At 66.1% G+C, this 14,088-nt stretch carries 13 protein-coding genes; 10 read left to right on the top strand and 3 right to left on the bottom strand.

The window, feature by feature from the left end:
* Positions 1–7 precede the first annotated feature (7 nt).
* Positions 8–517: a DUF302 domain-containing protein gene (locus AAHB16_RS13465; protein ID WP_342051106.1), complete on the bottom strand. Its 510-nt coding sequence runs from the start codon at positions 515–517 to the stop codon at positions 8–10.
* Between the two features lie 207 nt (positions 518–724).
* Between AAHB16_RS13465 and AAHB16_RS13460 the strand changes: the two genes are divergently transcribed.
* A complete protein-coding gene (locus AAHB16_RS13460; protein WP_342051105.1) occupies positions 725–2,299 on the top strand; it encodes a methyl-accepting chemotaxis protein in 1,575 nt (524 codons plus the stop codon).
* 100 nt (positions 2,300–2,399) lie between these two features.
* Positions 2,400–3,869: a hypothetical protein gene (locus AAHB16_RS13455; protein ID WP_150377041.1), complete on the top strand. Its 1,470-nt coding sequence runs from the start codon at positions 2,400–2,402 to the stop codon at positions 3,867–3,869.
* Between the two features lie 6 nt (positions 3,870–3,875).
* Here AAHB16_RS13455 and AAHB16_RS13450 read toward each other — a convergent pair whose 3' ends face one another.
* Positions 3,876–4,763 carry a LysR substrate-binding domain-containing protein gene (locus tag AAHB16_RS13450; protein ID WP_342051104.1) on the bottom strand — a complete coding sequence of 296 codons (888 nt, stop codon included), beginning with the start codon at positions 4,761–4,763 and terminating at the stop codon, positions 3,876–3,878.
* Between the two features lie 118 nt (positions 4,764–4,881).
* Between AAHB16_RS13450 and AAHB16_RS13445 the strand changes: the two genes are divergently transcribed.
* The 8 genes from AAHB16_RS13445 (at position 4,882) to AAHB16_RS13410 (ending at position 13,379) form a co-directional block, all read left to right on the top strand.
* Positions 4,882–5,931 (top strand): zinc-dependent alcohol dehydrogenase family protein, encoded by a 1,050-nt coding sequence (locus tag AAHB16_RS13445; RefSeq protein WP_342051103.1) that lies wholly within the window; start codon positions 4,882–4,884, stop codon positions 5,929–5,931.
* 115 nt (positions 5,932–6,046) lie between these two features.
* Positions 6,047–7,357 carry an ABC transporter substrate-binding protein gene (locus AAHB16_RS13440; RefSeq protein WP_342051102.1) on the top strand — a complete coding sequence of 437 codons (1,311 nt, stop codon included), beginning with the start codon at positions 6,047–6,049 and terminating at the stop codon, positions 7,355–7,357.
* Between the two features lie 6 nt (positions 7,358–7,363).
* Positions 7,364–8,269, top strand: coding sequence for a branched-chain amino acid ABC transporter permease (locus AAHB16_RS13435; RefSeq protein ID WP_342051101.1), 906 nt, complete (start codon positions 7,364–7,366; stop codon positions 8,267–8,269).
* Positions 8,270–9,292, top strand: coding sequence for a branched-chain amino acid ABC transporter permease (locus AAHB16_RS13430; RefSeq protein WP_342051100.1), 1,023 nt, complete (start codon positions 8,270–8,272; stop codon positions 9,290–9,292).
* Positions 9,289–10,032: an ABC transporter ATP-binding protein gene (locus AAHB16_RS13425; RefSeq protein WP_342051099.1), complete on the top strand. Its 744-nt coding sequence runs from the start codon at positions 9,289–9,291 to the stop codon at positions 10,030–10,032. The genes AAHB16_RS13430 and AAHB16_RS13425 overlap by 4 nt, the downstream gene beginning before the upstream one ends.
* 5 nt (positions 10,033–10,037) lie before the next feature.
* A complete protein-coding gene (locus AAHB16_RS13420) occupies positions 10,038–10,721 on the top strand; it encodes an ABC transporter ATP-binding protein (protein ID WP_342051098.1) in 684 nt (227 codons plus the stop codon).
* 15 nt (positions 10,722–10,736) lie between these two features.
* Complete coding sequence (locus tag AAHB16_RS13415) at positions 10,737–11,864, top strand: zinc-dependent alcohol dehydrogenase family protein (protein WP_342051097.1); 1,128 nt, start codon at positions 10,737–10,739, stop codon at positions 11,862–11,864.
* 39 nt (positions 11,865–11,903) lie between these two features.
* Positions 11,904–13,379 (top strand): aldehyde dehydrogenase, encoded by a 1,476-nt coding sequence (locus AAHB16_RS13410; RefSeq protein ID WP_342051096.1) that lies wholly within the window; start codon positions 11,904–11,906, stop codon positions 13,377–13,379.
* A 25-nt stretch (positions 13,380–13,404) separates the two neighbouring features.
* On the opposite strand, the gene AAHB16_RS13405 is transcribed toward AAHB16_RS13410, so the two are convergent.
* The gene (locus AAHB16_RS13405) at positions 13,405–14,085 is read right to left on the bottom strand and encodes a GntR family transcriptional regulator (RefSeq protein ID WP_150377043.1); all 681 of its coding nucleotides are present in this window, start codon (positions 14,083–14,085) and stop codon (positions 13,405–13,407) included.
* Between the last annotated feature and the right edge of the window lie 3 nt (positions 14,086–14,088).

The raw sequence follows: 14,088 nt of genomic DNA, 5'->3' as shown, positions 1-14,088 counted from the left end.
GAGGCCCTTACTTTCCCGCCACCCCCTCCAGCAGCGCGCGCACGGTCGCAAGCGGGGCGACCGTGTTCGCCGGCAACCCGTACTCGTTTGCCAGCACGCCGGCCGCGTCCTGATAGTCGATATGCGTCGTGCCGCGGTCGTCCTGCCAGACCACCGCGCGGAGCGGCAGTTCGACCGCCGCGTGGGGGTTGGCCTGCATCGCGGGGGTGCCGCCCTTGGGATTGCCGAACAGGAACAGCCGCGTCGGGCGTAGCGTCGTACCGGCCTGCATGGCGGCGGCGCTCTGGTCGATATCGGCGAACAGCGTGAGGCCGCGCGCGGACAGCGCGTCCTTGAGGCGCGACACGGTCGTGGCGAAGTCGTGCTGGCTGGTCAGGGATTGCGTGCGGGCGGGATGTTGCATGTCCGAGGGTTGCGCGTGGGCGGTCATGGCGTGCTGGGTCAGTAGGGTGGCCGCCAGCAGCACGGTGCGGACCGTGCGGGTGAGGGCCATGGGGATTCGGATCTGTCTGGTCATGGTTGGCGCCTGTCGAACGGGAAGTATGCCCCAGGTCGGGGCTATCGATCCGTCAGGCGCGCGGCGGCGTTTCAAGGCGTTTCGATGACAGGATGCGCAGACAAAAACGGCGGATGCGCAACGCCTGTAACCGGGCTAAAGGAATGTTGCAGCGCACCGTTAGCCAAGCGGAGTCACCCCGGTATCCAACCGCTTTGCCGCTCCATCATGCCCAAGACCCTGACCATCCGGGCCCGTCTGATCGCGACGGTGTCCATCCTGTTCCTGCTCGCGCTTGGCGTCGGCGTCGCCGGCCTGCTCGGCCTGCAATCCGCCACGCGGGCGCATGAGTCCACATACTCCAACCAGCTGGCTTCCGCGCTCGCGCTGTCCGAGTCGGACCTGAGCATGACGCGCGCGCGCACGGCGCTCGATCGCGCGATGCTGTATCCCGACGCGCCGGATGCCTCCAGGCTGCTCGATCGTACCGAGGAGCTGGCCAGGCGTGCCGACGAGGCATGGAAGCAATACCTCGCGCTGCCGCGTGACCAGGAAGAAGATCGCCTTGCGCAAGAGGTCGCCAGCAAGCGCGACGCGGCATGGCGCGATGGGCTCGGCGCGATCATCGCGGCGCTGCGCGCGAACGATCGTGCATTGGCCGACGAGGTCATGAAGGGCAAGGTTTCGAAGCTCTTTCGCGATGCCAACGAGACGGGCGGCAAACTGGCCAAGTACCAGATGGATCGCGCGAAGCAGAACTACGAATCGTCGCAGCAGGCGTATCGCGCGTTCCGCAATGGCGTGATCGCCGCGATCCTCGTGTCGCTCGTGGTCGCGCTCGTCTGCGCGCTATCGCTGCTGCGCGCGATCATCGCGCCGCTCGACGGTGCGCTGGCGCAGTTCGACCGCATTGCCGGCGGCGACCTCACGCATGCCGTCCATGTGGAACGCCGCGACGAGATGGGCCGCCTGCTGGAGGGCCTGGCCCGCATGCAGGATCGCCTTGCCGAAACGGTGGGGCGCGTGCGCCAGGGTTCCGAGTCGATTACGGCCGCCGCGCGGCAGATCGCGGCGGGCAATGCCGATCTGTCGGCGCGGACCGGCGCGCAGGCCGCATCGCTGCAGGAAACCGCCGCGAGCATGGAGCAGATGACCTCGACCGTGCGCCAGAACGCCGACAACGCGCGGCAGGCCAGCCAGCTCGCGGTGAACGCGGTGGACGTGGCGAATCAGGGCGGTGCCGTCGTGGGGCAGGTGATGACGACGATGGCCGATATCAGCAGCGCCGCGAAAACGGTGGCGGAAGTCATCGGCGTGATCGACGGTATCGCGTTCCAGACCAATATCCTCGCGCTCAACGCGGCCGTGGAAGCGGCGCGCGCGGGCGAGCAGGGCCGGGGCTTTGCCGTGGTGGCCGGCGAGGTGCGCAGCCTCGCGCAACGCAGCGCCAACGCGGCGCGCGAGATCAAGTCGATGATCGAGACGTCGCTGTCGCACGTGGAGACGGGCAGCGGTCTTGCCGGTCAGGCGGCCAGCACGATGGAAGACGTGGTGCGCGCGATCCGCCGCGTGACGGACATCATGGGCGAGATTGCCGCGGCCTCGAGCGAGCAGAGCAGCGGCATCGACCAGGTGAATCGCGCGGTGACGATGATGGACGAGGCCACGCAGCAGAATGCCGCGCTCGTGGAAGAGGCCGCCGCCGCGGCCACGTCGCTGGAGGATCAGGCGCACCAGCTGGATCTGACGACGGCGGCGTTCAGGGTGGCGGGCGTGCACGCGCCGCGGTTGCTCGCGGCATGACCCCTCGAAGGTGGCGGTAGGGTTAGGAACGGTTGACGGCCGGTAGAGCGATGCTCTCCAATACCGGACTTCACCGCTCTTGCTCGTAGCATTGACCGACATGTCGCATCTCGTCTGGGCAGTCCCCGCATTGCTGGTCGTCGCCGCGATCGTCAGCGGGCGCGTTTCCGTCGCGGGTGCGGCCACCATCGGCCTCATCGCCTCGATGCCCGTGGCGATGCTGTCCGGCGTCGTGCCGTTCGGCCTCCACGAACTGGCGGTCTCGCTGGCGAGAGGCGCGTGGATCGGCGGGACGATTGCCCCCTACGTGTTCGGCGGCCTGCTGTTCTGGCAGGTAGCGTCCCGCTACGCGGCGAAGATCGCACCGCAGGCGTCAAAGCCCGACGTCCCGGCCTCCGCGCCCGACAGGCGCCGCCGCCTGTTCTTCGCGAGCTTTCTCGTGGGTCCCTTCGCGGAGTCCGCAACGGGCTTCGGCGTCGGCATGCTCGGCACCGTGGGCATGCTCCGGGATTTCGGTATCGCGCCGCGGTATCTGATGGTCTTCGCGCTGCTGAGCCAGACCATGATCCCATGGGGCGGCATGAGCAGCGGCACGGTACTGGCCGCGGCCTACGCCCGCATGACGCCCACCACGCTGGGCCTGTGCTCGACCATTCCGGTCGCGCTGCTGATGCCCGTCTGGCTGGCGATGTTCTGGCGCGCGGCCAAGGGCGCGGGATTCGAAGGGTCGGCAGGCGACTGCATCAGGGAGGCACTATGGATCGCCATCGGCATGCTGCTTCTCGCGGCCGCCAATGCCGCCATCGGACCCGAGACCGCGCTGCTCGCGGCGTATGGGTTGCTGATCTCCGCGTATTTCCTCATCACGCAACGGCCGGACAGGACCGAACTGATCGTCGCGGCCCGCAAGGTGCTGCCCTATGTGCTGCTGATCTCGGGGCTGGCCCTGACGCGCCTGCAACCGGCATTGCGCGGCGAGCTGACCGCGCTTGCATCGATCGCGCCGTTTGCCGACCTGCCGCCGTTCCGCCCATTCCTGCATGCGGGCGTCTGGCTGATTGTCGGGGCGATGATTACCGCATGGCTGACGCGGCAAGGCAATCTGCTCGGCGTGGAGGCGCGCGGGGCATGGCGCACGGGCCATCAGGCGATTCTCACGGCCTTTATCTTCGCGATGATGGCGGAGGTGACGACGGGCGCCGGCATCTCCGGCGCCATCGCCACCGCGCTGATGACGAGCCTGCACGAAAACGCGGTGCTGCTCGTGCCGCTGGTCTCGGGTTCGTTCGGCATTCTGGCCAACAGCGGCAGCCCGCCGAACGCGCTGTTCTTGCCCTCGCTGCAGGCGCTCGCCGTACAGGCGGGCCTCAGTATCGCGGCCGTGGCCGCGGTCCAGCACGTGTCCGGTATGTCGCTGGGGTTCTTCTCGCCGGTCCGCATGACGATCGCCGCCAACCTGTCGGAGGGGAAAGGGCTGGAGCGATCGGTCTATCGATTCCTGATGCCGTACGCGGTCGTGGCGTTCGGTATCATGACGGTCATTGCATACGCGGTGGTAACGCTCTACTAGGAACGTTCACGGCATCGGTATCTCGATGCCGAGCTCACCCGCGAGCCACGCCACGAACTTGCGCAGCGCCCTGCGGCTCTTGATATTCGCGGGCACGGCCAGACTGTGCAGGTTCAGGATCAGGTCTTTCGAGATACCGGCGAAAGGCGCAACGAGCGTGCCCGCGGCGAGTTCCCGTTCCGCGAGGCGTGTGGAGTCGATGATCACGCCGACATCGTTCACGGCCGCCTGAATGGCCAGGTAGTTCCGATCGAACGACGGTCCCCAGACCAGCGGGGTGCTGAGTTCGTTCAGCGAGAACCACTGCGACCACCGCAACTGGCGATCGTAGTTGTCGATCAGCGGCACCTTGCTCAAATCCGCCGGCACCTTCAGTAACCGGGCCAGTGCGGGCGAGCACAGCGGTGTCAGCGTGTCCTGCCCCAGCGAATGGAACGCGTATCCCTCGTTCGGGTCGATGCAGTAGACGATATCGGCGTCGAGTTCGCCGTTCTGGAACTGCAGGTAATGGATATCCGTCAGCAGATGCAGCCGCACCTCCGGATGCTGCCGGAAAAACTTCGGTAATCGCGGCGTCAGATATTGCGTCGCAAAACTCGGCGCGCAATGCAGCCGCAGGCTGTCCGACGTCAGCGTGGACACCGCTTCCATGCCGCGCCGCAACTCCTCGAATCCCCGTCCCACATAGACCAGCAACGCTTCGCCGTCCCGCGTCAGCGCGACATGGCGGCCCTTGCGCAGGAACAGCGTGACGCCGAGGTTTTCTTCGAGCTTCCTGACCGCGTGGCTGACCGCACTGGGTGTCAGGAACAGATCGGCCGCGGCGGCCGAGAAGGACCGCGTCCGTGCCGCTGCCTCGAAGCTTCGCAGTTGGATGAGCGGGATTTGGTCCATGAACAGGCATGTGTGAATTGAATTCAATGGTCTGTGCAAACAACGCGTTTGTCAACGCGCCGGCCCAGCGGCCAGAATCGTCCGGTTGTCGAAGAAAAAAACGAATACAGGAGACGAGATGCTTGGAATCGTGTTTGCCGGAGACCGGAAACTGTCCCTCGATCGCTTCGATGATCCGACGCCGGGGCCGACCGAGGTGGTCGTGCAGGTCAGGGCGTCGGGCATGTGCGGCAGCGACCTGAAGGTGTACCGCGCGCCGTTTGGCGAAGGCCTGCGGAATATCGGTTACGACGGCACAAAGCCTGTCATCGCGGGTCACGAGCCGTGCGGCGTGGTAGTCGCCGTGGGCGCGAACGTGAATCCGAAGCAGGCCTACGTGGGCCAGCGCGCGATGGTGCATCACTACCGCGGCTGCGGGGCTTGCCCGCACTGCAACACGGGGTGGCAGCAGATGTGCGTGGAGGGCGTGGCCGAGATTTACGGGCTGACCGGCCACGGGGCGCATGCCGAGTACATGAAGTGCCCCGCGAGCACGATCGTCGAGCTTCGCGACGAGCTGTCGTTCGAGACCGGCGCCGCGATTTCCTGCGGAACGGGCACCGCCTGGGGCGCGCTGCACCGGCTGACCCTCACCGGCGACCAGACCATCGCCATTTTCGGGCAGGGGCCCGTCGGCCTGTCGGCCACGCAGCTCGCGAAGGCGATGGGCGCGCGCGTCATCGCGCTCGATGTCAGCGGCGCGCGGCTCGAGCGCGCGCGAGCCTTCGGCGCTGACGAGGTCATCAACCCGCTCGAGCACGATGCCGTCGCCGCCATCCGGCAACTGACCGGCGGACTGGGCGCGCATGCGTCACTCGACTCGTCGTCTTCGCCCGAAGCGCGCACGCAGGCGGTCCAGTGCGTACGGACCTGGGGCAAGGCCTGCTTCGTCGGCGAGGGCGGCGGCGTGAGCCTCGACGTGAGCCGTGACCTGCTGCGCCGGCAGGTCACGCTGCTGGGGTCATGGACGTTCTCCACAGTTGGACAGAAAGCATGCAACGACTTCGTCGCCGATCGCGGCATCGACGTGGACGCGCTCTTCACGCATCGCTGGTCGCTGCGGGACGGCGAGGAAGCCTACCGCGTCTTCGACCGGCAAACCGAGGGCAAGGGCGTGTTCGTCATGTAAGGCGCAGGCGATACACGCTGAACCTTAGGGCGTCAATCAATACAATCCACCAATAATATTGTCTGACAATCATCTATGATTGATCGACACCATAAAGACAAGACAGGAGACATTCATGCACTCGAATTTCAAGCGCCTTGTCGGCGCGTCGGTATTCGCCTTGTCCGCGCTGACGACGGCACAGGCACAGACCGCCAAGCCGGCCGAGCTGAAAGTGGGCATCACCACCTTCATGACCGGCTCGGCCTCCGTCTTCGGCCTGCCCGCCAAGGCCGCCGCGGAAATGCTGATCGACGACATCAATGCGAAGGGCGGCATCGGTGGCGTGAAGGTGGTGCCGACATTCATCGACGAGGGCGTTGGCGGTGACCGCCTGCTGTCCGAGTATCGCCGGCTTGTGCAGGAGCAGGGCGTACGCGTGATGCTGGCTTCGATCTCGAGCGGCAGTTGCAACATCATTGCGCCCGTCGCGGAAGACCTCAAGGTCGTGAACATCATGTACGACTGCTCGGCGCAGAAGATCCTCGAGGATCGCCGCTACAAGTACGTGGTGCGCTCCGCCGCGAACACCACGGCCGAGCACCTGTCGAGCGTGCTCTACCTGCTGCGCACCAGGCCCGACTTCAAGACCGTCGCGGTGGTCAATCAGGACTACGCGCACGGCCGCGACTCGTGGGAAATGTTCATCACGGCGCTCAAGACATTCAAGCCGGACGTGCAGGTGGTGGCGGAGCTGTTCCCGAAATTCGGCGCCACGGACTTCTCGACCGAGGTCAGCCGCCTGCAGGCGCTCAAGCCCGACGTCGTGCTGTCGACGTCGTGGGGCGGCGACCTCGATACCTTTATCCGCCAGGCGTCGCAACGCGGCCTGATGAAGAACTCGACGTTCATGCTGTCGCTCGGCGAGAGCTCGCTCGAACGGCTCGGGACGACGCTGCCGGAGGGCGTGATCATCGGCGCGCGTGGCGACCACTACTTCCTGCATCCGCAGTTCAAGGACGATCCGAAGTTCCAGGCCTTCGTGAAGCGCTTCAAGGAGAAGACGGGCAAGTATCCGATCTACCCCGTATTCCATATGGCGCAGGCCATTGCGGCGCTGCAGACCGGTTACGAGATCGCACTCAAGAAGAACAACGGCGCATGGCCGACCGATGCCCAGCTCGCGGAAGCGCTGCATGGCTCGGAGTCGGCGGGCCTGACCAACAAGGTCAAGATCCGCGAGGACGGGCAGGGCATGGAATGGCAGCTGTGGGGCGTGACAAGGAAGGCGCCGGGCTACAACTTCATGACGCTCGACAAGATGGTCATGTACCCGCCCGAACTGGTGACCGCACCGGTCGGCCAGAACTCGCTGACGTGGGTCAAGACGCTGAAGCCCACCATCGTCAACGATCCGAGCATCGTCACGTTCCCCATCACCAAGTAAGCGGCGATGGATTTCCAAACCGTACTGCTGGCGATCCTCGACGGGTTGTCGTATGGCGCGCTGCTGTTCCTCGTCGCCGTGGGTATCACGATCATCTTCGGCGTGATGAACATCATCAATATGGCGCACGGCAGCATGTTCGCCATCGGCGGCTACCTGGCCGCCACCGTGGGCGCATGGATGGTGACGGCGACGATGTCGCCGTACTGGTCGGTGATCCTGCTGCCCGTGGTCGCCATCGTCGTGGGCGTGCTGCTGGGCGGCCTGCTGGAAGCGCTGCTGATCCGGCGCATCTACGGGAAGAATCCGGTGCTCCAGCTGCTGGTGACGTTTGCCGCGTTCATGATCTTCGAGGACCTGCAGCGGCTCGTCTGGGGCGGCCAGCCCTATTCGTCGAGCGAACTCGTCACGGCGCTGGGCGTGATGGATGTCTTCGGCATCAGCTACACGACGTATCAGCTGCTCGTCATTCCGGGCACCGCGCTGCTGGTGTTCTTTGCCTTGCGCCTCGCGTTGCGCCACACGCTCATCGGCAAGCAGGTCGTGGCCGTGGCGCACCACCGCGAGGTGGCGACCACGCTCGGCATCAATGCGCGCCGGGTCTGCTTCCTGACGTTCGCGGTCGGTTCCGCGCTCGGTGCGCTCGGCGGCGCGATGTCGGTGCAGACCACGTCATGGGTGCTGGGCATCGGCGCGGAGATGATCGTGCTGTCGTTTGCCGTGGCGGCGACGGCGGGCCTGGGACAGATCGAGGGCGCGCTGGTGGCCGCGGTCATGATCGGGCTTGCGCGTTCGTTCTCGGTCTACCTGCTGCCCGAGCTGGAAGTGCTGACGCCTTACATCATCATGACGCTGGTGCTGCTGTTCCGTCCGCAGGGCTTGTTCTCGGTCACTCAGGCACGGAGGGTGTAAATGAGTTCTCCCGTCATGCAATCGACGCCTGCCATCGCGCCCGCCAAGAAGGCCTCGAAGCCGTCGCTGTTCGCGGCCATCGCGGTGCTGCTCGTGCTGGTCGGCGTGCTCGTGCCGCAGGCGCTGCCGTGGATCAAGACGCCGTTTATCTTCACGACCGCATTCGGTATCGCGGCACTGGGCGTGTCCATCCTCGTGCGCGCGGGGCAGGTGTCTTTCGGCCATGCGATGTATATGTGCCTGGCCGGCTATTTCGTGGCGTATCTGTCGCGCTGGGCGCAGGGCCTCGACACGATGCTGCTGTTGCTCGCCGGTACCGCGTTCGCCGCGCTGAGCGGCCTCGTGATCGGCTCGTTCGTGGTCCGGTATCGCACGATCTTCTTCGGCATGCTGAACCTTGCGCTGTCGATGGTGCTGTTTGCCGCGCTCGGCAAGTTCTACAACTACACGGGCGGCACGGACGGGATGCGCGTGACGCGGACCGCGATCTTCGGCGTCGTCCTGGAGCGCGACGGATTCGAGTCGGCGCTGCTGTATCTGTCCGTGGGCCTCGCGGTGCTGGTCGGATATGCGATCCATCGATACTTCCGCTCGGCGGCTGGCGAGGCGCTGACCGCGGTAAAGACGAACGAGACGCGGCTCGAGTACGTGGGCATCTCGACGTATCGCGTGTTCCTGACCGGCTATGTGCTTTCCGCCGCCTTGTGCGGACTGGCCGGGTCGATCTTCGCGATCAGCCAGGGACTCGTCACGCCGGAGATGGGCTACTGGGTGCGTTCGGGAGAGATTGTCTTTATCTCGATCCTGGGCGGGGTCATGCATCCCGTGGGCGCGTTCGTGGGCTCGCTGATCTTTGAGTTCGTGAAACTCTACGCCGCCGCATATATCACCGGCGCATGGCAGATGACGCTCGGCTTCGTGCTGCTGATCATGGTGTTCTTCGCGCCCGATGGGGTGGCCGGATTGCTGGCCAGGCGCGCCACCAGAAAGACGACGGCAGCTCGGGGAGGGCAGCGCCCATGACACAAATGCTCCTGAGCACCACGGACCTGAACCTCGCCTTCGGCGCGGTGGTGGTGGCCGACCATATCGACTTCGAGCTGACCGAGGGCGAGCGGCTTGCGGTCATCGGGCAGAACGGCGCGGGCAAGACCACCTTCATCAATATCTGCACGGGGCTGATCCGCCCGAACAGCGGCGAGGTCCGCTTTCGTGGGGAGCGGGTCACGAACCTGCCGCCGCGCGTCATTGCCCGCAAGGGCATGGTGCGCAGCTTCCAGCTGCCGCAGCTGTTCCTCGAGCATTCGCTGCGCGACTGCGTGCGCATTGCCGCCGCCGGCCGCGCCGGCAAGATGGGCCTGTGGCGCTCGCTGGAAGACGCGGTCCCGTCGGCGACGGTCGAGCGCGTGCTGGAACTCGTGGGCCTGCGCGATCGCGGCGACGTACCGTGCGAGTCATTGCCCGAGGGGCAGCGCAAGCTGCTCGATATCGCGATGGCGATGGTGCTGGAACCCCAGTTGCTGATTCTCGACGAGCCCACGAGCGGCGTCTCGACCGAAGAGAAGCACACGCTGATGGAGACCATCATGGCCGCGCTGGACGAGCAGAAGATCACCACGATCTTCGTCGAACACGACGTGGACATCGTCGAGCGCTACGCGACGCGGGTGGCCGCATGGATCTCCGGCCGTATCGCGGCCGACGGCACCCCCGCGGAGGTGCTCAACGATCCGGAAGTCCGGACCAACGTACTGGGGGCGTGAGCGCGATGCTGAAGCTGTCTCAAACCACGATCCGCCTTGCGGGCATCACGGTACTGCGCGGCGTCAACGCCCAGTTCGACGACGGGCAACTCGTCGCCGTGATCGGACGCAATGGCGCGGGCAAGACCACGCTGCTGCGTTCCATCATGGGCCTGCTGCCGCTGGAGAGCGGCCGCATCGAATTCGATGGGCGCGACCTGGCCACGGTACCCGCACACGCGCGCACGCGGCTCGGCATCGGCTATGCGCCCGAAGATCGCGTGATGTTCCCCACGTTCACGGTGGAAGAGAACCTTCGCCTGCCGTGCCAGTTGCTTGGCGAGGCGAAGGCGGAGATCGATCGGCGGCTGGCACGCGCCACCGAGGCGATTCCCCAGCTTGCGGAACTGCTGCCGCGCTCTGGCTCGGCCCTGTCCGGCGGGCAGGGCAAGATCGCCGCGCTGGCCCGCGCGCTGATGGCGGGGACGCGGCTGGTGCTGCTCGACGAACCGTTTCAGGGGCTTGCGCCGGTGCTGGCCAACCAGTACGCGGAGGCGCTGCGCAAGCTGCGCGACCTCACGCCCGAGCTGTGCGTCGTCGTGACCGAGTCCAATCGCAGCCTGCTGCGGGACCTGCCTGACGTGAACCTGATCATCGAACGCGGAGCGTGCCGCTTGCAGGCCGAGCTCGACGCGGTGGCCGTCCACTGAACCTGACCCCTCCTTATGAAAATTCGTTCCGCAGTACTGCATGCGATGGATGCGAAGACGCCGTTTGCAGAGACGAAACCGTTACGCATCGAAGAACTCGAGCTCGACGAGCCGGGCCCCGGCGAGGTACTCGTCAAGATGGTGGCGGCCGGGCTGTGCCACTCGGACCTGTCCGTCATGACCGGTGTGCGTCCGCGTCCGGTGCCCATCGCGCTCGGCCATGAAGCCTCGGCGCGCGTGGTGCGCACGGGACCGGGTGTCGTCGATCTCCACGCGGGCGATCTCGTCGTGCTGGTGTTCGTCCCCAGTTGCGGCCACTGCATGCCGTGCGCAGAGGGGCGGCCGGCGCTGTGCGAGCCGGCGGCACAGACCAATACCGATGGCACGCTGTTCTCCGGCGCGCGCCGCCTGCATCTGCCCAACCGGCAGGCCGTCAACCACCATACGGGCGTGTCGGCGTTCTCGGACCATGCGGTCGTGTCGCGCAATTCCTGCGTCAGGGTCGATGCGCCGATCGACCCGGTGGAAGCGGCGCTGTTCGGATGCGCCGTGCTGACGGGCGTCGGCGCCGTCATCAATACGGGCGGCGTCCGGGCCGGCTCGACGGTGGCCGTGGTCGGCCTTGGCGGCGTGGGCCTGTGCTCGCTGCTGGCTGCCGTGGCTTCCGGCGCGCGCGAGGTCATCGCCGTGGATATCCACGAGAGCAAGCTCGATATCGCGCGATCGCTCGGCGCCACCGCGGCCTACAACGCGCGCGACCCCGATGCCATCGACAAGATCCGTGCGGCCACGAAAGGCGGCGTCGATTATGCGTTCGAAATGGCTGGTGCCGTGCAATCGATGGAGACGGCGTACAGCATCACGCGCCGCGGCGGCACGACGGTCACGGCCGGTCTGCCGGCGCCTGCGGACCGCTGGCCGTTCCGGCAGTTGAGTCTCGTGGGCGAAGAGCGTACCGTGAAGGGTAGCTACATCGGTTCGTGCGTACCGATCCGCGATGTCCCGCGCTATATCGGTATGTACCTGAACGGCAGCCTGCCGATCGACAAGCTGATGGGCAAGCGCTTCTCGCTCGATCAGATCAACGAAGGCTTCGATCGCCTCCATGGCGGCGAGAGCCTGCGCGACGTGGTCGTGTTCTGATCGTCTTCTGAACATCCGTCACAGAATCGGAGTCATCGAATGAAACAGTACAACCACTTTATCAACAACGAGTATGTCGCGCCCGCCGGGGGCGAGTGGATGGACACGATCAACCCGTACACGGGGGAAGCGTGGGCACAGATTCCGAAGGGCACCGACAAGGATGTCGATCGTGCCGTGGCCGCCGCCAAGGCGGCGATGACGACGGGGCCGTACGCGAAGATGACGCCCACCGAGCGCGGCAAGATGATGCTGCGGCTGGCCGACCTCGTGGCCGCGAATGCCCAGCGCCTGGCCGAGATCGAGGTCCGCGACAATGGCAAGCTGATGTCGGAGATGCTCGGCCAGCTCAACTACCATCCGGAATGGTGGCGCTATTTCGGTGGTCTGGCGGACAAGCTCGAGGGCGGCGTGGTGCCCATCGACAAGCCCGAGCACTTTGCCTACACGACGCACGAACCGGTGGGCGTGGTCGGCGCGCTGACCGCATGGAACTCCCCGCTGATGTTCATCGCCTGGAAATGCGCGCCCGCGATCGCGGCCGGCTGCTCGGTGGTCGTCAAACCGTCGGAGTTCACCTCGGCGTCGACGCTCGAGTTTGCCGCGCTGACCAAGGAGGCCGGCTTTCCCGACGGCGTCTTCAACGTCGTCGTCGGCCTCGGCCCGACGGTCGGCTCCGCGCTGGTCAATCATCCCGATGTGGCGAAGATCACGTTCACGGGTTCGGACGCAACGGGCGCCGCCATCTACGCGCAGGCGGCCAGGACCATGAAGCGCGTGACGCTCGAACTCGGTGGCAAGTCGCCGAATATCGTGTTTGCCGATGCAGACCTGGACAAGGCGGCCGCCGGCGTGATCTCGGGCATCTTCGCGGCCACGGGCCAGACCTGCATCGCCGGCTCGCGTCTGCTGGTCGAGAACTCGATCAAGGAAGCGTTCACGAGCCGCATCGTCGCGCTCGGCAAGTCCGCGAAGAAGGGCGATCCGATGCTGGCGGACACCAATATCGGACCGGTCACCACGCCCGCGCAGTATCAGAAGGTGCTCAGCTATATCGATATCGCGAAGGGCGAGGGCGCGCGCTGCATTCTCGGCGGCCAGGCGGCGGCGGACATGCCCGGCGGCCAGTTCGTCGAGCCGACGATCTTCACGGACGTCACGCCGGACATGCGCATCGCGAAGGAGGAGGTGTTCGGGCCCGTGCTGTCGATCATCGGCTTCGATGGCGAGGAAGAAGCCATCCGCCTCGGCAACGACACGATCTACGGCCTGGCGGCCGGCGTATGGACCGAGAACATCGGCCGCGCCGTGCGCATGTCGAAGGCGCTCAAGGCCGGCACCGTGTGGGTCAATACCTATCGCGCGGTGAGCTACATGATGCCGTTCGGCGGCATGAAGCATTCGGGGCTGGGCCGCGAGAGCGGGATCGACGCGGTACGCCACTACCTCGAGACCAAGAGCACGTGGATCTCGTACTCGGACAAGGTTCCGGCCAACCCGTTCGTAATGCGATAGGCTGGCCGGCGGCGGTGCGGCGGTGCTACTTCGCGGCGGCTTCCGCCTCCGCGAGCATGCGCATCGCCGCTTCCTGCGCATTGGCGATATGTGTCCGCGCGGCCAGCTCGGCGCCATCGGCATCGCGTGCCTTCAGCAGCTTGTAGAGCTTGTCCATCTCGCGCAGGCTTTCCGGCAGGCGCTTCGGATGCATGAGCGACGTGGTGCGCAGCAGGTTGATGCGCGAGTGCAGGCTCAGCAGCGCTTCCCGCACAAGCGCGTTGCCGCAGTTGTCGAGCAGCACGTCGTAGAGGGCCGCCTTGGCCGCGAGGACGCCCTGCTTGTTCTGGTCGGTTGCCTGCTGGCGCAGGGTCTTCACGGCCACGCCGAACTGCGCGATCGCCGCGTCGTCGGCCACGCGCGCGAACTCCCGCGCGGCAAATCCCTCCAGCAACCCGCGCAGCGCATACAGTTGCCGCGCCTCGTCCGGCGTCAGTTGCGCAACGACCGGGCCCTTGTGCGGGACGTTCTTGACCAGCTTCTCCGCTTCCAGCTTGCGCAGCGCCTCGCGTACCGAGGTGCGGCTGACGCCGAGCCGCTCGCACAGGTCGCGCTCGATCAGGCGCGCGCCCGGCGCGAAAGTGCCGCTGGTGATCGCATCGCGCAGGACGTTCTCTACCTGACTGCGCAGGGTTTCGGCGCGGATCAGCCCGATATCCGTACTCATGGG

This window comes from Cupriavidus sp. OTU4054 (assembly GCF_038440175.1).
Lineage (GTDB): Bacteria > Pseudomonadota > Gammaproteobacteria > Burkholderiales > Burkholderiaceae > Cupriavidus > Cupriavidus pauculus_D.
This window is presented reverse-complemented; position numbering and strand designations above follow the sequence as displayed.